Source organism: Spirosoma lituiforme, assembly GCF_054776635.1.
Genome location: NZ_BAAHBO010000011.1, coordinates 14,842 through 30,576, shown reverse-complemented (window position 1 = coordinate 30,576; position 15,735 = coordinate 14,842). Strand labels below are relative to the sequence as shown.

The 15,735-nt window shown below is 45.1% G+C and carries 20 protein-coding genes; all 20 read left to right on the top strand.

Features of this window, described 5'->3' with window-relative positions:
* The first annotated feature begins 39 nt into the window (after positions 1–39).
* The 20 genes from ACYU87_RS25380 (at position 40) to ACYU87_RS25285 (ending at position 15,551) form a co-directional block, all read left to right on the top strand.
* Entirely contained in the window at positions 40–2,130 is a 2,091-nt protein-coding gene (locus ACYU87_RS25380) for a DUF4099 domain-containing protein (protein ID WP_461136814.1), read from the top strand.
* Between the two features lie 48 nt (positions 2,131–2,178).
* Complete coding sequence (locus tag ACYU87_RS25375) at positions 2,179–3,048, top strand: DUF3945 domain-containing protein (RefSeq protein ID WP_461136813.1); 870 nt, start codon at positions 2,179–2,181, stop codon at positions 3,046–3,048.
* Positions 3,049–3,100: 52 nt separating this feature from the next.
* Entirely contained in the window at positions 3,101–4,621 is a 1,521-nt protein-coding gene (locus ACYU87_RS25370) for a toprim domain-containing protein (RefSeq protein WP_461136812.1), read from the top strand.
* A gap of 47 nt (positions 4,622–4,668) precedes the next feature.
* Positions 4,669–4,920 (top strand): hypothetical protein, encoded by a 252-nt coding sequence (locus tag ACYU87_RS25365; protein WP_461136811.1) that lies wholly within the window; start codon positions 4,669–4,671, stop codon positions 4,918–4,920.
* Positions 4,921–5,104: 184 nt separating this feature from the next.
* Complete coding sequence (locus tag ACYU87_RS25360) at positions 5,105–5,518, top strand: hypothetical protein (RefSeq protein WP_461136810.1); 414 nt, start codon at positions 5,105–5,107, stop codon at positions 5,516–5,518.
* 116 nt (positions 5,519–5,634) lie between these two features.
* Positions 5,635–5,988 carry a hypothetical protein gene (locus ACYU87_RS25355; RefSeq protein WP_461136809.1) on the top strand — a complete coding sequence of 118 codons (354 nt, stop codon included), beginning with the start codon at positions 5,635–5,637 and terminating at the stop codon, positions 5,986–5,988.
* Between the two features lie 117 nt (positions 5,989–6,105).
* Complete coding sequence (locus ACYU87_RS25350; protein ID WP_461136808.1) at positions 6,106–6,951, top strand: DUF5131 family protein; 846 nt, start codon at positions 6,106–6,108, stop codon at positions 6,949–6,951.
* Positions 6,952–7,109: 158 nt separating this feature from the next.
* On the top strand, positions 7,110–7,289 hold the full coding sequence (locus ACYU87_RS25345) for a hypothetical protein (protein WP_143100762.1): 180 nt from the start codon (positions 7,110–7,112) through the stop codon (positions 7,287–7,289).
* 33 nt (positions 7,290–7,322) lie between these two features.
* Positions 7,323–7,574, top strand: a complete 252-nt coding sequence (locus tag ACYU87_RS25340; protein WP_461136807.1) for a hypothetical protein — start codon at positions 7,323–7,325, stop codon at positions 7,572–7,574.
* Positions 7,575–7,582: 8 nt separating this feature from the next.
* Positions 7,583–9,784 carry a type I DNA topoisomerase gene (gene topA, locus ACYU87_RS25335; protein WP_461136806.1) on the top strand — a complete coding sequence of 734 codons (2,202 nt, stop codon included), beginning with the start codon at positions 7,583–7,585 and terminating at the stop codon, positions 9,782–9,784.
* A gap of 265 nt (positions 9,785–10,049) precedes the next feature.
* Positions 10,050–10,433, top strand: coding sequence for a LytR/AlgR family response regulator transcription factor (locus ACYU87_RS25330; protein WP_461136805.1), 384 nt, complete (start codon positions 10,050–10,052; stop codon positions 10,431–10,433).
* Between the two features lie 36 nt (positions 10,434–10,469).
* Entirely contained in the window at positions 10,470–11,078 is a 609-nt protein-coding gene (locus ACYU87_RS25325) for a phage replication initiation protein, NGO0469 family (protein WP_461136804.1), read from the top strand.
* 70 nt (positions 11,079–11,148) lie between these two features.
* On the top strand, positions 11,149–11,856 hold the full coding sequence (locus tag ACYU87_RS25320) for a hypothetical protein (RefSeq protein ID WP_461136803.1): 708 nt from the start codon (positions 11,149–11,151) through the stop codon (positions 11,854–11,856).
* 105 nt (positions 11,857–11,961) lie between these two features.
* Positions 11,962–12,705 carry a TraM recognition domain-containing protein gene (locus tag ACYU87_RS25315; protein WP_461136802.1) on the top strand — a complete coding sequence of 248 codons (744 nt, stop codon included), beginning with the start codon at positions 11,962–11,964 and terminating at the stop codon, positions 12,703–12,705.
* Between the two features lie 52 nt (positions 12,706–12,757).
* Positions 12,758–13,153, top strand: a complete 396-nt coding sequence (locus tag ACYU87_RS25310) for a YWFCY domain-containing protein (RefSeq protein WP_461136801.1) — start codon at positions 12,758–12,760, stop codon at positions 13,151–13,153.
* Between the two features lie 91 nt (positions 13,154–13,244).
* Positions 13,245–13,427 carry a hypothetical protein gene (locus ACYU87_RS25305; protein ID WP_461136800.1) on the top strand — a complete coding sequence of 61 codons (183 nt, stop codon included), beginning with the start codon at positions 13,245–13,247 and terminating at the stop codon, positions 13,425–13,427.
* 66 nt (positions 13,428–13,493) lie between these two features.
* Positions 13,494–13,820, top strand: coding sequence for a DUF6922 domain-containing protein (locus ACYU87_RS25300; protein ID WP_461136799.1), 327 nt, complete (start codon positions 13,494–13,496; stop codon positions 13,818–13,820).
* 160 nt (positions 13,821–13,980) lie between these two features.
* Positions 13,981–14,766 (top strand): nucleotidyl transferase AbiEii/AbiGii toxin family protein, encoded by a 786-nt coding sequence (locus ACYU87_RS25295; protein ID WP_461136798.1) that lies wholly within the window; start codon positions 13,981–13,983, stop codon positions 14,764–14,766.
* A gap of 105 nt (positions 14,767–14,871) precedes the next feature.
* Positions 14,872–15,138 carry a hypothetical protein gene (locus tag ACYU87_RS25290; RefSeq protein WP_018621604.1) on the top strand — a complete coding sequence of 89 codons (267 nt, stop codon included), beginning with the start codon at positions 14,872–14,874 and terminating at the stop codon, positions 15,136–15,138.
* 128 nt (positions 15,139–15,266) lie between these two features.
* Complete coding sequence (locus ACYU87_RS25285) at positions 15,267–15,551, top strand: hypothetical protein (RefSeq protein WP_461136797.1); 285 nt, start codon at positions 15,267–15,269, stop codon at positions 15,549–15,551.
* The last annotated feature ends 184 nt before the right edge of the window (positions 15,552–15,735 follow it).

Genomic DNA, 15,735 nt, shown 5'->3' with positions numbered 1-15,735 from the left:
TAATATTGTCAGGTCAAGGGAAAACTTAAAAAAACACGTATGGAATCTACTTCAACTAATAATCCTGATACCCAAAATAGGCCCTATCAGTTAGATAATCATGATTTGAAGCAATTTGCTGCGGAGGGTATCGTCCCGGCACCAGTGTATAAAGCGTACAAAGAAAACGGTAGGAAGCTGTTGCCCGAGCATAGGACGCCCTTAGTTAATGAAATAGTTTCTAGATATTTAAAAGGAAATACAAGTTTCTCTACGCCCGAATTTGCCGATATTCTAATAAATGATCTTGACACGAAGCGCCTTGTTGAAAGCCAATATAAGAATGCCCAAAACTCCGTCCCTCCAGTAAGTACCGACCTTGGACAACCTGGCCAACCCGTAAAAAATGAGATCGATTCAGGGACTAAAGCCCAGCCAACTTCTGAAGTAATTAGTTCGCAGGCTCCTCAAAGGGAAGAAGTTGTCCAACCCAGTTATCAACCCATTGGGTTTACTGTTGGTGCTACCGAGCGTGCTGACCAGTTGTCGGATGCGGACTCAAAGTATGGACAGACTGTTGAATTTCGCTTTAATCCGGTATCTCACGAGACTCCCTTAAATCAACCAGGCGGATCGGATACCGAGGCTTTGAAGGTATACGAACAGATTGAAGCGACCCGGTACGAGTTGTTGCTGCCTCCTGAAGCCGAAGAGATACGGCAGTTTTTACGCAATGACGGGTATTTGTCCAATGAGGAAATTTCCAAGGCGTTGTACGATGCCGGTTTGAAACGGGAGGAACTGCAGCATACGGTAGAAACGCTGGATTCATCAAAAAACCCGGATATCATCGCCAAAATCACCAATTACCTGTGGGACGTCCACGAGTCCGTGATGGACAGCCCCTTGCGCGAGCATTTAGCCCCGGATGGTAAATATGAGCTGGTTGCCATTATTCATAATCCGGATGGCCTTCGCGAGCAGGAACAGCTTGTCCAGAGTGCTGATGAACTTACGCGTCGTGAAACGCAACGGGAAGACGGTATCGTGTCTAAACTGCTCTCACTGAAAACGTTCGATGGAGGGATGGTAGCTAATATGCTCCACAACCACCAGATGATGCAGGAAATCATTGAAAAACTTTTAGGTGTACATAATCAATCTCAATCACAAACAAGTATGGAAATTCCAACCGCTACAAGGTATGACTGGAATCAGATTAAAGATCAGATGGAGAGGAACGGAGTTACTCGTGAAAGCCTGGAAAAATCGGGTAATCTTGATAACCTGTTGAATGGACGGCGGACTGAAACGCTGCAACTGAGTCGGCGTGATGAACAAGGCGCTGAAACGCCGGTTTCAGGTCGACTCTACATTGCTGAAGTCCCCGGTAAAGGGCCAGTCGTGTACCTCTCACCGGAACGGCAGGAGCTGAAATTGCCAGTCAGCTATCAGGGCCATGTATTCTCCAAACAGGATCAGGAGAATTTGTTGAAGAATGGCGAAATGGGACGTGTCGTCACACTGAAAGACAAGATTACCCAGGAACCCTATCAGGCGTTTATTGGTGTGGACCCGGCCAACAAATCCCTGACGGTGATGAGACAGGAACGGTTTACGCCCCCAACCAAGCTGCTGGGAGCAGAACTCAGTCCAGATCAACGCGAGGCCCTGCGTAATCACCAGGTGGTACGCGTCCGCAATATGGTTGGCGATGATCAAAAGCCCTTTACGGCCGATGTGCAGATTAACGTCAATAAACGAAGCTTTGCCTTTAAACGCGTCAATGAACAGGACGAAAAAATTAAAGCGGCAAATCAAAAAGACGTAAAGCAGGCCAGCCCTAAAACCAGAAAGAAGGTAGATCCCAACCTTAAGCCTGAGCAGGCGACTTCAGCCAAGCAATCAAAAAAGCAAGTCCAGCCGGCGGGAGCAGGCAAAGATGCCGATACCAAGCAAGCTGTTAGTGTAGCGGCTAAAAATGGTCAACAGCGCATTACAGTGGATAAATCAACCAATAGTCCTTCGCTTACGATAACTAATCCCACGAAAGGGCAGCAGGCTGGAAAAAAAGAAACCCAGACGATGGTCAATGGCACGGCTGTTCAAAAGCAGGACACACCTAAAAAGAAAAAAGGTCCAAAATTATAGTCGATTCCATAACCACTCCCTTCGTGTATACCAATCCATAACAGCCACATGAGCGCCACTCGTACACCGGGCCCATTGGTCGACTACGCCGTCGATCGGGTAAATCTGAATTCCATCGTTGGCAAACGCTATCAGATGGATTTATTTAAAAATATGATCTGTGATAAGTTTCAGGTAATTAATAATTCAGTTGACCCGCAAACGGCCCAACAACTGGAAAAACTGCTGGCTGGAAAGCAAACCGATGTAGTGATACTTAACGATGGATCAACCGCTAAACTGGTAATACTCAATACGCCGGATAAAGGTCCTAGAATCCATCAGATGGATGTACGAGCGGAACTAACCCTGGGTAAGACATACCTGGGGGATACCTTCACCGAACAGGATAAACAGTATTTACATAAGTACGGTGATATGGGCCGTCCCGCTCAACTCATTGATCCGAATGGGGGGCAACCCTTTAAGGCTTTGATTGGTGTCGATCAGGAAACCAGGCGGTTGAGGCTCTTTAACATCGATACGTTTAGAATGCCGGATGAAATCCTGTGTAAAAAATTAACCCCAGTTCAGAAATTGATGCTACTGGAGGGGAAAGCTTTACGGTTAGATAACATGGACTATAAGGGAACTAAATTCTCAGCGTATACCCGCCTATCGGCGGCCAAAGGTGGGTTCAAATACAATAAGATTCAGACCCAGCAAAATAATCTACCACTGGCCAGCCTGCCATCTCAAGTCCAGTCGATAAGCTCACCAGCCCCCCAGCCCTCGAACCAGAAGCTGACGCCAGTTTCCCAATCTAAAGAGTTATCCTCATCAACTCGCCAGTCGAACGTTACTGCCAATACCCAAACGGATACTGGTGACAAACCAAAGCCAGACGTCAAAAAGTCAAAAGTCAAACTTCGTCGCTAACCTAAAACGCGCGAGGGGAAATTGTACCACCCTTTTCTTATTGTAAAAACGTATGGCTGATTCAACTAGCATCTCATCTAGACCCCTAAATCGCGAACAGGTAGAACAGAAAAAAGCGGCTGATGATGAATTAATTCGGCGCTATAAATCCGATATAAACCTGGCCACGTTTGCGGAGGATCTTGGTTTTGCCTATGATAAAAAGCACTCGACCCGCAATGTTCCAGTTCTGGATAATCCAGCCACTGGGCAAACCATCATCGTTCGAAGAAACTCAGCATCAGGCGAGTACTTTTACACCAATCCTAAGGATAATTATGATAAGGGAAATATCATAAACCTGGCTAGCCGGCACTATAATCTGGATTTGAGTACTCGATCCGGCTGGGACGATCTGCATAAAAAATTAAGTGACCGGCTGGGTAATGTGTATTTTACCAAACATGAAGTCATTCAACCCCACCGTTTCAAACAACTTGAACAGGGCAGCGAGTCACTCGTAAAATATTTCAATCTAAAGCCTTTGACGGATACGTCTTATCTGGAAAACGAGCGTAAAATCGATAAAGCGACCATTGAGGCACCCGAGTTTGCGGGCAAAATACTAAACAAACCATTCAATGATACCAAAGCGGGTATATCAGGAACCAATACGGTTTTTCCCCTAGAAAACGAGAAAGGAATCATTGCCATCAGCACCCGGAACACCGACTGGAATAGTATGGTTGGCGAGAAACAGGATGGTATCTGGGTATCTAACATCAATCCGACTGTAAAACCAAAAGAGATGGTTATTCTGGAAAGCCCGATCAATGCGCTTTCCTATCATCAGTTGCATCCGCCCAAAAATGAGTTTGACCGCGTTTATATTGCCACCTGTGGAAATGCATCCGCTACTCAACCGCTTACGATTCAAAAATTAATCAATAAACTCCAGCCGGAAAAGCTTATTCTTAGTAATGATAATGACCCGGCAGGCATTCGTCATAACATTAATATGATGAGTAAGCTTCATATGCCGCAACAACCAGTAACGGGCATCTCTGTGGCAATAGGGAGCAGTAAATTTCGAAATACACTCTACGTTGAAGTGAAACCCGAATTGCCAACAAGCCCAACGCCACCAGTTGAGCAAATCAAACTGCGCATCGGGGACGTACTGAACCGTCGTTTACATAATGAAGGTGACCAGGCCACTTTGTCCACCATTACAAGCCGGGATGACATTACGCAAATACGCGCTGATTTCCCCAATCAACGGCCACTGCTTATCCGCGCTGAAAACCTGACGAAAGAATTACGTCAGTCCGGAGCGTCAATCGAAATAAAACGCTCAATGAATAAAGACTGGAACGATGATTTAAAAGAAAAACAAGCCCGTTTACTGAGCCAGAAACAATCCGCTCCCACACTAAATCATCAACCCGTCCTAGTTCAGCCGCAACGAAACCAACCAGGTGTACCCAGTTTACCCACTCCGGTTAAACCTGCAATACCCAAATCGATAACGCAGCCAATGCCCGATCGCTCAGCTGGTGAGGATACCCGACGGAAAACTAAACTTAAACCCTAGCGCACATTGTAGTTCAAAAATTTTACGGCTTTAACGCATATACCCGTATGAACCCGATCGTACAATCGAACGCAAATCCACTTCAATCGGCAGCCCTATCGTATTCATTGACAATTTCGGCAGCTATTCCGAACCTTTCCGGCTCAACCTGTTTGTTTGTTCAAAAAACATTGACCGACCTCCCTGACCGGTTAAAGGCACTGAACCAGAGTGGCCATCTTAATAACTATGAAGTTGTTTTCTTACAACAGGCCCTGTTACTGTTACAGGTTGAACTATCACTCTTGCCGGAATATTAGGTCTCATTAAGCTACCAAGAAGTGGTTGCAACCTAGCTAGCGCGGACTAAGGGGGAAAAGATCTACGATTATTATCTTGTATTTGATTTAAATATTAATTTATTGAAAATGGACGTGTATATTTAACCATTAACATCTAGACATGACTATTAACTGATAACTGGCTGAAAAGTCCTCTGAACTTATGGAAGAATACTTCATTAAGATCGACCCCTATTCCGAAACGATCGATCAAATAATACGTTCGGATAGTTACGCTTACCTGGCTCATCAACTGGGAAGCCGGCACATGGGCATATATGCCAAGCAGCCATTTTTGGATGCCGCCATGATGAACGCGGAAGCCTTGGAAACCGATTTACTGCCAGCGGCCTGGCGTTACGTACCTACTGGTGAAGTCTACTTTGGACCAGCCATCTGGCTTAACATTTCAGAGACCGGAGAGCTGCGAGTTCCGCTTCGACGAATTGATCAGTTGGAGGATGAGATTGAGTTTTTAGGCTTTATAGAAGCGTGTACTGATTTCTTACCCCTTGGTGAAAACCTGCTGGATGATTCGGAATGTGGAGACGAACAATCTCCCGATATTGAGTTCTGACTATAAGTGGGTTTGGCAACGAATGATAAGCTGATTGTTAGTTTATAAGACTTATTTACAATGAAAAGTAAATTACTTTTTCGCAGATTGTAGATCGATATTACGTTAAACATTATATGGAGCTCGTCATCAAACCATATGTACCCTTTACCAAGTCGGGTTCATTCAGACTGGGTGCATTACTTCAATTTACAGAACCAATCTACCAAATTTCACCGGGTACGGTAGGGCTTGTTTATGAATCGGTTCAGGAGAACGGGATCGACTACTGCGGGGTCATACTCGAAAATGGGATGGCTATTGGTCTGGTAATGAGTTGTAATTTGGATTATCTGGCTGAAAAACTACTTCAGATACCCACCACCTATCAATTTACAACGCCGGACGAACTAATGCGGCATTACAAACAGGGGACATTCAGAAAAGCATTTTCACTGGTGTATCCTCCCTCTTCGACGGTTCCGGTTTAGGTTAACTGCTCCTGCGTAGTAGGTCCAGGCCGGAAAACCTCTTCGACGAGTGGACGGACTTTTTTTGGCTACATTGATTTAAATTATAGTTTTCTAAGCTAAATTCTATTTAATCTAATGGGTGCAAACACATTAATCGGTTGGGCCAAACATTCGTTTAATCCCTGGAAAGGTTGCGAGATGAAAAGCCGGGGTTGCGTCCGGTGCTATATGTTCCGGCATGCCAATCGCTGGGGACAGGATCCTACACTTGTCAGTCGAAGCAGTGAAGATGTCTGGAAGTCTCCCTACCGCTGGAACCGGCAATTACAAGGCAATGAACCGGTAAAAGATCGAATCGTATTCATGAATTCGATGAGTGACTTCTTCATTCCTCATGCGGATGCCTGGCATGAGGAGGTATATCCCATACTGGAGCAAACCTCTAAGCTATTATACCTGATTCTAACCAAATATCCTGAGCGCGTGATGAATCGGTTACCCCAAAACTGGAGTACAAAGGATCATCCAAACGGCTATTCCCACGTGATTATAGGAACCTCAGTGGAGGATCAGAAAGCCGCCGAGTTGCGAATCCCAGAGTTGATAAATATTCGGGCTAACTACAAAGTCATTTCGTTTGAACCGCTTTTAGGTCCGATCGATCTGAACCCGTTCCTTCAGCCCTCAACGTCCGCTTCTTTCAAACGGTTACCCTTCGACTGGGCCATACTGGGGGGCGAGTCAGGCTATAAAACCAGGCAGCCAGGAAAAAAAGATTTTCGCTATCGAAGGTGTCAACTTGAATGGTTGATTTCACTACGTGATCAGTTGGAAGCGGCTGGCATACCGGTATTTGTCAAGCAACTTGGCTCACATCTGGCTCACGAATTTAAGCTTTCCGCTAAAGCTGGCCAGCATGTCGAAGAATGGGAACAACTATCATGGCGATTTCCCCAGGACTACTTAACCGTAACTCATTAAATACTATGGTAAGAACTTTATATCAAACGGGACATGAACTGATGAATCTTCCACTATGGGCGCAATTTATGCTCATTGGTGTTTTGCTTCTCGTTGGTAGATTTTGGTTTTCTCAAATTGCCGGCCGACTGTCTGCAGTACAATGGACTGGTAGCCGAATGAGTGATCTGTTAAAATGTTTATCGGCTGCTTTACTACTGGCTTTCCTGTTGGTCAACTTCTGGCTGGGTACTTCGCCCACGGGCCAGCGCTATGAATGGGGTCTCTACGGACGGGGGGCTTTTATCGGACTAACCCTTTTTCTTACCCAGTTTCTCACGCGTTTTTTTGCCCGCTGATAATCAGCAGCCAATCACTTCTATCGTTTAGTCATGCATAAACAAAAAAAAAGCTCGGATTTGCTGGCGCCCATGCCGCTGTCCTTTTACCGCCTGGGACAGGGGGTTACGCCTCCACCCGTTAATGATCAGCAGCAGCTGCTACACTTACCCCGAGCGTTGATAAACGCCGACCAGCTCGTTCAACTTGGCGGGGGGATCAAGCCGATGGCTACAATCCGGCTGGCCGACCGGCCATCAACATCTTTACTGATGTACACATTGCTTTTTCGAACCTGTAACTAACCGTGCCCGTGAAAAAACTGCTAATTGTTGAATCGCCGAATAAATGTAAAAAAATCAGTTCCATTCTTGACAAACTCTACGGAGCTGGCGTTTGGAAAGTCGTCGCTTCAGTGGGTCACTTTCGGGATCTGCCCCTCAAATCATTGGGCGTCCATCGGGACCAGGGATATGGCCTGAGCTATGAGCTGCATCCTGATAAACTGAAGATCGTTAAGGACATCAAAGGCCTGGCTCAGCAGGTCGGGATTGCCAACTGTTATCTGGCAACGGATTTGGACCGGGAAGGAGAATCTATATCATTCCACTTAGCTCAAATCCTCGGTATTCCGATTCCCCAGACCAAGCGGGTAACCTTCGACGAAGTCACCGAAAAAGCGATTGCAGCAGCTGTTTCAAACCCGCGGGTACTGGATATGAAACTGGTAAGTGCCCAGGAGGGTCGCCGGGCAATAGATCGGTTGACAGGCTACGAGATTTCACCACTCATGAGCCGCAAGCTAGGCAACCGGCTAAGTGCTGGCCGGGTCCAATCGGTAGCCCTGCGTTTAGTTGTGGAACGGGAGCGAACCATTGAAGCTTTTAAATCAAAATCGGATTTCAGACTTAAGGGGGAATTCCTGACACCAAATGGTGAAGGGATCAAGGCAACCTACCATCAACCGTTTCTGACGGAAGACGCTATTGTTTCGTATTTAAAAGCATCGGTACAGAAAACCTACGCGGTGGCCAACATTGAGGTGAAACCGTTGGTGCGTCAACCCAGTCCACCTTTTACCACCTCCACCCTGCAACAGGATGCAATCCGGAAGCTCAGTAAGAAAGCGGGACGCTGGTCAGCCAAAAAAGTAATGGAGGTTGCCCAGGAGTTATTTGCCAAAGGGCATATCACGTACATGCGTACGGATTCTCCTAATTTATCGCAGGAAGCCGTCGAGGCTATTAAAGAACAGGTGAATACCCGTATAGGCGCATCCTATTTTGAGGCAAGAACCTTCAAGGCCAAGCAAGCTGCACAAGAGGCTCACGAAGCCATTCGACCAACTCACTTTTACCATCAACAAGCTGGTGATACACCGGATGAACAGGCGCTTTACGAACTGATATATCGTCGGGCTATGGCTTCCCAGATGAAACCGGCCTTGTTTGAACAGACTACGATCTTCATCACCTCAGCTGATCCACAGGATTTATTTACGGCCGTAGCTAAAGTGGAAAAGTTCAATGGATACCTAGCCGTTTATGCCGAAGAAGCCGATGAAGAAGGGGAAGAAGAAACAACATCCCTTAAAAAAATTGCCAAAGGAGATAAACTACGCTGTCAGAAACTCGTTGGCCGGCAAACCTACAGCCAACCCGCCAAACGATATGACGAGGCCAGTCTGATTCGTGAACTGGAAAAACGGGACATTGGGCGCCCATCTACGTACGCCAGCATTGTTGGTACAATTCAGGCTCGTGATTACGTGCGTACTGATTCTATCCCAGCCTCAAAGTTTCCATCAGTTATTCTTACCCTGGAAAATAATAAACTGGAAAAAAAAGTAGAGCAGCAAACCGTTGGCGGTGATCAGAGCAAATTAGTCCCGAGTTCAGTGGGCCATCAGGTAACTGAATATCTGGAAGCTAATTTCAGCAAACTGGTCGATTACGCGTTCACAGCTTCCATGGAAAAGCGTCTGGATGAAGTTGCCGGTGGAAAAGCTACTTATAAACAAGTGGTAAGTGAGTTTGATACGGATCATCAGCATTTGCTGCAGTTAGCGGATGCATCTCAGCAGGACGTCGTCCGAACCCCATCGACGCTTGAAGTTGGAGAACTTAATGGAGAACCCGTAAAAACCGGCAAGGGGAAGTACGGTACTTACGTCCTGTATAAAGGGGAATTCCTGGATGCACGCCAGTATGAACCAGATCAAATTACGCTGGACCTGGTCATGCAATTACTGGAAAAGAAAAACCAGCAGCTCCAGCAGCGTCAGGAAAATTTGATTCACAAAGTAGGAAAGTATGAAGTCCGTCAGGGTCCACATGGCCAGTACGTAACTGATGGTAAGACCTATGCCCGTTTACCTCAGCAAATTACAACCACCGAGCAGATCAAGCAACTGACAAGCGAAAACTGCCAGGCAATACTAAATAGCTATCAAACCTGGAAAAAATCGCAGGCGGGAGGCAAAGGCCAACCAAAACAAGTTGCCAAAAAAGGTTGATCGCTTGGTCTAGCCACTCGGTTTGTAAACTAATCTCTATTTACTCTAAAACCCGACTGCCTATGGAAAAAGGCCGGCAGCGATTGCCTTACTTGCTCAGATCGCCCCGGTCATCATGCCCACATGCCTGAAAAGTCGATGAATGAAAAAATTCGTCGACTTTTTTTATTATTTGATTTGAATTTCATATCATTAATTTGAAAATTATTTTATAAGAATATCTTTGCGTATAAAAAGACATTAGTTAAGTAATGATTACACTACGATGAAAAAGGGTAAATCCACTTCTTCGGGATCCTACTTGTTGATTGCAGGATACCATGGTCGCGAACTGATTGAGGCGGACCAGATCATTCGTTTGCAGGGCGAACGTAATTATACCTGGTTATACCTGGCCAATGGAGAAAAGCATATACTGGCTAGTACGCTGAAGCGAATCGAAGCGATACTTCCTCATTTTTTGCGCATCAACAAAGGCCATCTAATTAATCCAATCTACATTAAACGGTTTCATGATTCATCGCCACCGGCCGGCAGAAAAATCAGTGCAAGCTGGGCCAGTAAAGGCATGATGCTCCTCCACAGTGGCGACCGCCTGCCCTGGTCAAGACGTCGGCTTTACCACTACCTAGAAGCCTTTGCCAATTAATTTACCCCACCTGGTTTACGCTAATCTGTTTCAATCATGAGCTTAACTACGATCATCAAAAAGAACCAACTTCGGGAGCAACTACCTGATGCGGCTCACCCCGCTTTACTACGTCGAATTATTGAGCTTGGTAGTTTACCAACCGTTTGGAACAACGTCACTACCATCCGGCCTCGTCTCTTATTAACCTGGGTAATTCCGTCAATAACGCTAATGATTGGCGATCAACCCCGGCCCGCTCTGGTGCATAAAGAATATCTTTTCTCACTGCAACAAAATGCTCACCTCTACAAAGATATCGTCGCTATGAGAGGACGTGAATTTGGGGATGAATACGATAACACCCCATTTGACGTGTTATCGATCCTGGGTATGCCCTGTTTGGTCACAACCAAACAGGAAACGGGAAAACAACCTATCGTTATCAGCCTCGAGGCTTTTCCAGAAGATGAGTTTTACCCTGAAACCGATCTCTCATTCCAATCCCTGACTTATACCAATTTTGACTGGGCCTTATATAATTCACTCAGTAAGACAGTTCGGGAAAAGATGGAAAAAACGCCGCAGTTTCAGCAGGTACTGGCTCAAAATCCTACCCGGCAACCTACAGCTGTTGATGAGACGGCAATTAATCTGCCACTTTAATTTAACCCGCTACGTGGCAACTAAACAAGCATAAAAAAGCAAAGGACTTCAACTAAAAACAGACTAACCTATGGAAAACATTTTCAATGATTCCGACCACTTAGACCACGCATTTTCCCAGTTTACCAGCTTTCAGGGTAACGAGTATTCCATAAACATTCCCTTGGTAACCAATGATTTTTATGCTGGCAAATACAAGGAATGGTTAAACATTCTCAATCCTTTCCGGGGAAATCTGGTTCTGGGTTCCCCCGGATCCGGTAAGACCAAGACGATTGTTCACAACTATGTCAAGCAGTTTATTGAGAAGGGATTTGTTACTTCGCTCTACGAATATAAGGACGATTATTTAAGTCAAGTCGCCTTTCACACCCTGCAGACAAACCAGCATGTCTTCAAAAAACAATATGGGGTAGACGCTACGTTTCATGCAGTTAATTTCATGTCACCTACCCATTCGGTACGCTGCAACCCCTTTGCGGGCAATCAGCTACTGAGTATTATAGATGCTCAACTGGCCGCTGCTTCCATTCTTTGCAATCTGAATAAAGTCTGGATACAGCAACGAGGTGATTTTTTCGTCGAGTCAAGCATTACTTACCTGGCCTCCTGTTTGTGGTTTCTGAAACGATATACTGATGCGCAAATGGCAAGTAAAAATATATCGACTTCTTACTGTAGTTTACCCCATCTGATTGAATTTGCGCTTCAGGATTATCAAACCGTATTTGCCTTGTTGGACACGCTCCCGGAATTATATCCCTTGATCCAGCCTTAGCGAAAGTGCTTTGAAGAAGGTATCTCAACGGATTCATTTGACCATATTGAAGGCATACTGGCTGTTACCCGAGTAGGGCTATCTCGTCTGGCTAATCATCCGGAGATGTACTGGATTATGACTGGCGAGGAGCCCTTGGTGGACATTAATGATTCGAAGGCCCCAAAAATTCTAAGCCTAATTAATCATCCGGAGCATAGCTCAGCCTATAGTGTATCATTAGCGTTGCTGGCCAGACAGGTTGGTCATCAGATTAACAGGCGGGATGACGGCAAAAAGGCATTTATCGTCGATGAATTGCCTACGATCTATATCGATGGACTTGATAGTTTGTTAGCAACCGGCCGCTCGAATAAAGTAGCTACCTGTTTTACAATGCAGGACGTAGTTCAGCTGGAACGTAACTATGGTAAACACGAAGTAAAAGCAATTTTCGATCTACCTAACACCCTTATCACGGGGGCCTGTTTCGGACCCTCAGCGGCGCGCGTGGCCAGTCGGCTGAATGAAGTAGCTGAATGGAGCACTGATGAGTCTGCATCCAGAACAAAAAAGGCTAAGATGATTACTGAAGACATGCTACGGACGATGCCTTACGGGTATTTCGCCGGGAGAGTATCACCTTCATTCGCCGGTTCAGAAGGACAAGCAAAGTTTATTGCTAAAATCCCTCTAGAATCGACCCCCTGGCTGGCAAATCGTCGATCGACAATCTTACCAGCTCATCCAGAATTGGAAGGACTTACCGACGAGCAGATTGAACTGCGTTTTCAGGAAAATATGGATTTAGTACGAAATCAAATCGGTGAATTAATTCGAAACGCCGACAATCAGAATAACCTATCATGAATTTAATCTCAATCTAACGGTATCTCAACTTACATCAACTAGTCGACCACTTATGAGAAAGGACTTTGAACAAGACAAAGAGCGTGCTTATTGTGATTATGAATGGTTACCATATGCCCTGTTGATCTTTCACTACTACGTGATCGGTAATGGAATCTTACAGACGATAAACTTACCACATCAGTTTATGGACAGAATCGTTGTTAGACTGGACAATACCAAAGAAGCCGGCAGTATTTTTACCGTTACTTGGCGAATAAAACTGCTCATTCTGTTTCTGATCTTAATAGAAGATTTTGTCTACCTAAAGTATAGTAGTAAACCCGTTGCCAAAACTAAATTAAAAAAAGGAATCACTCTCAGTTTGATCGGGCTTATGCTTTTTTGGGGAAGTGGCTGGATGTTGAAGCCATCAACCTTAAATGAAATCTATTCAACCATGTTTTAGATTAGCCTGACAGTAGTTGGTCTGTTTCTAATAAAACGCTCCTTGACGATTTTGGTGCCAATACTAGGCAATAATGGTAATTCAGATCCTAATGATTTATCAGACTGGCGTGGAGGTCCAGATGATTCGCCTGCTGCGATCCTGCCACGTATGGGAAGAATACGTCAACAATCCGCTGCCTCACACCAATAATTCTAAATTACTGCCTGTTAGCACCTTAAGTCGAAACAAGCCTAAAATACTTGACTACGACACCTATCTCGTTTATTTTTAGGTATTAATGGTTTTTCTAACAACAGGACTCTGCCGGTCAACAAATCAGATTTAAACGACAAAAACGATGAATGTCTCCTCTGAATCCAAACCCGTTTCTCTGCAATTCAATAAACGTAGTTTTTGGGGTTTAGATACTCAAAAGATGGATATCAATAACCCAGTCGATGCAGATACGATTATAGCAAGGGTAATGGACAATGGTACGCATGAGGACCGAGCCATAGCAGTCCGTTATTTTGGTATTGAACGAATTAAACAGGCATTATTTAACGCCCCCGAACTCCAGTCGACTACCATTTCTTTCTGCAGTTTGTGGTGGAGTGTTGAGCCAACTGCTTTCCTGAGCTACCGTAAAAAAGCCGCAGAACCCATTCAATTCGTCAGTTTTTAATAACATACTCGTAGTGAAAGATTTCGAAAGCCTAGTAATGAGCTAGTATAATTAGCTCATTACTAGGCAATAAGCTATTATTAACGATAAATATTTTCTATATTGTCTATTGAAAATTCATTTTATAATGACAATGCGGAGTGTTTAACCCGCGTAGAAAATGATGCTGCATTATCAGAGCCTGGATACCAGTACGTTCAACGTACTTCATGAATTAATGGCGAACCCAACCCTTAAGGAGGCTGGATTTGTCCTGTGCGGAGGAACGGCACTAACGCTTCAACTGGGTCACCGCATGAGCACTGACATTGACCTCTTCAGTCCCCTTAATGTAACAGCGCCCAAGATGAAATCCTATATGGAGAAAACCTTCGGGGACCGGTTGGATATAACGTCTATGGGTGACCTGGGGATCAGGGGCTTTTTGGACGGTGTTAAACTGGATATGATCAAGTTTCCTTACCCAATGAAGCACAGCCCACTTGAGGTCAATGGGTTGAGAGTAATAGGTCTCGATGATGCATCGGCCATGAAACTTCATGCGGCCGCTAACCGGGGAGCCCGTCGGGATTACGTTGATTTAGCCGAGTTGCTCCAGAAAATGCCATTTGAGAGAATATTAATTAACTATCAAAATCAGTTTAACCCTTCCCCACAAGCACTTGAGCATACGCGCCGGGCAATTACATTTTTTGATGATGCTGAACGTACCACTACTGCCATTGATATGCTAAATGGCCGCAGGTGGGAAACGAGTAAACAGATCATCCGGCAGAGCGTCGCCAACCCACGACATATTCAACTGCTTCCCCCGCCCAAACCACCCCTGGCCGCTAATCCGCATCAACAGGGTATTCTAACAATAAGCAACTCAACGCCAGCACTGCCAGTAACATTTAACCAGAAAGGGACTACTACAAAGCCAAGGCAATCCCCGAAACATTAATAGAGCAGTTTTCCTGAGTGAAAGCCAATCGGTAGTATATTTGATAGGATGCAGGATGCACTCCCAGACTAGTATAAAAAGGATAAACCTTACAGGGCTAAACTCATGACGGTTCACTTTGACGCAGTTAACGATTTGTACCCACAGGCTCAAATACTGGATTTGTACGAATACTATAAAGGCAGGACAAGAACCGCCGTTGCACCACTTCAGCAACCATCGGACCAGCCTCAACAGCGGGAAAAACAAATTCAGCAACTGGTTTCATCAGTCATCCAACAGGGTGCAACCCGTATTGTGCTCACCGTTCAAGACCCAAATGGGACGGTCTATCATCCGGACTTTAAAACAGATGAATTAATTTGGCACTGAGTCAATTTCCCGGTATAAGTAACGGGATAGAGGGGATAAGTCTTTTGTATTACTCTGACTGTTAAATGTTTAACTTCGGTTGACGCTAATAATTTACTATCTTTAGTAAATCAATAATCGTGACCGCTATGACTCCTCAACAAGCCTCCCTATTTAGGGATGCCAACCAACACGGTATTCAATACATCAACAATAAACTGGTTATGCCAACCGTACTGATCGGTGAGGGTAAGTATTATGTGGCCTTCAATGAGTCAGTTGATGTTGTCCAGAAAGCTACGGGTAGCTTTTTCTGCGTAGGGGAAGCGGATGTTTACACGGCGTTTCCCAAAGCCTGGCTTATTGATCGAAATTTGCTACACATCATCAGAAAACTTTCGAACGGTAAAGTACTCGTTGTTGATTCCTTGTAAGGAATTACCTGAATCCCATCATAGCAATGAGCCTGGTACCAGGCTCATTGCTGATTTATTCAAACGCTACCGAATCTATTGACAGTAGTACGTGCAGGGCGGCAGGGATTGAACAAAGAACTACTGCACCACACCTGATTACACAATACCATTTTATTAAACGTATAGTACGTACCGTTAGGCA

What these genes read in the sequence shown, in the direction of transcription:
- ACYU87_RS25380 (WP_461136814.1), top strand. Translation starts at nt 40, where the DNA reads ATGGAATCTACTTCAACTAATAATCCTGATACCCAAAATAGGCCCTAT.
- ACYU87_RS25375 (WP_461136813.1), top strand. Translation starts at nt 2,179, where the DNA reads ATGAGCGCCACTCGTACACCGGGCCCATTGGTCGACTACGCCGTCGAT.
- ACYU87_RS25370 (WP_461136812.1), top strand. Translation starts at nt 3,101, where the DNA reads ATGGCTGATTCAACTAGCATCTCATCTAGACCCCTAAATCGCGAACAG.
- ACYU87_RS25365 (WP_461136811.1), top strand. Translation starts at nt 4,669, where the DNA reads ATGAACCCGATCGTACAATCGAACGCAAATCCACTTCAATCGGCAGCC.
- ACYU87_RS25360 (WP_461136810.1), top strand. Translation starts at nt 5,105, where the DNA reads ATGGAAGAATACTTCATTAAGATCGACCCCTATTCCGAAACGATCGAT.
- ACYU87_RS25355 (WP_461136809.1), top strand. Translation starts at nt 5,635, where the DNA reads ATGGAGCTCGTCATCAAACCATATGTACCCTTTACCAAGTCGGGTTCA.
- ACYU87_RS25350 (WP_461136808.1), top strand. Translation starts at nt 6,106, where the DNA reads ATGGGTGCAAACACATTAATCGGTTGGGCCAAACATTCGTTTAATCCC.
- ACYU87_RS25345 (WP_143100762.1), top strand. Translation starts at nt 7,110, where the DNA reads ATGAGTGATCTGTTAAAATGTTTATCGGCTGCTTTACTACTGGCTTTC.
- ACYU87_RS25340 (WP_461136807.1), top strand. Translation starts at nt 7,323, where the DNA reads ATGCATAAACAAAAAAAAAGCTCGGATTTGCTGGCGCCCATGCCGCTG.
- ACYU87_RS25330 (WP_461136805.1), top strand. Translation starts at nt 10,050, where the DNA reads ATGAAAAAGGGTAAATCCACTTCTTCGGGATCCTACTTGTTGATTGCA.
- ACYU87_RS25325 (WP_461136804.1), top strand. Translation starts at nt 10,470, where the DNA reads ATGAGCTTAACTACGATCATCAAAAAGAACCAACTTCGGGAGCAACTA.
- ACYU87_RS25320 (WP_461136803.1), top strand. Translation starts at nt 11,149, where the DNA reads ATGGAAAACATTTTCAATGATTCCGACCACTTAGACCACGCATTTTCC.
- ACYU87_RS25315 (WP_461136802.1), top strand. Translation starts at nt 11,962, where the DNA reads ATGTACTGGATTATGACTGGCGAGGAGCCCTTGGTGGACATTAATGAT.
- ACYU87_RS25310 (WP_461136801.1), top strand. Translation starts at nt 12,758, where the DNA reads ATGAGAAAGGACTTTGAACAAGACAAAGAGCGTGCTTATTGTGATTAT.
- ACYU87_RS25305 (WP_461136800.1), top strand. Translation starts at nt 13,245, where the DNA reads ATGATTTATCAGACTGGCGTGGAGGTCCAGATGATTCGCCTGCTGCGA.
- ACYU87_RS25300 (WP_461136799.1), top strand. Translation starts at nt 13,494, where the DNA reads ATGAATGTCTCCTCTGAATCCAAACCCGTTTCTCTGCAATTCAATAAA.
- ACYU87_RS25295 (WP_461136798.1), top strand. Translation starts at nt 13,981, where the DNA reads ATGATGCTGCATTATCAGAGCCTGGATACCAGTACGTTCAACGTACTT.
- ACYU87_RS25290 (WP_018621604.1), top strand. Translation starts at nt 14,872, where the DNA reads ATGACGGTTCACTTTGACGCAGTTAACGATTTGTACCCACAGGCTCAA.
- ACYU87_RS25285 (WP_461136797.1), top strand. Translation starts at nt 15,267, where the DNA reads ATGACTCCTCAACAAGCCTCCCTATTTAGGGATGCCAACCAACACGGT.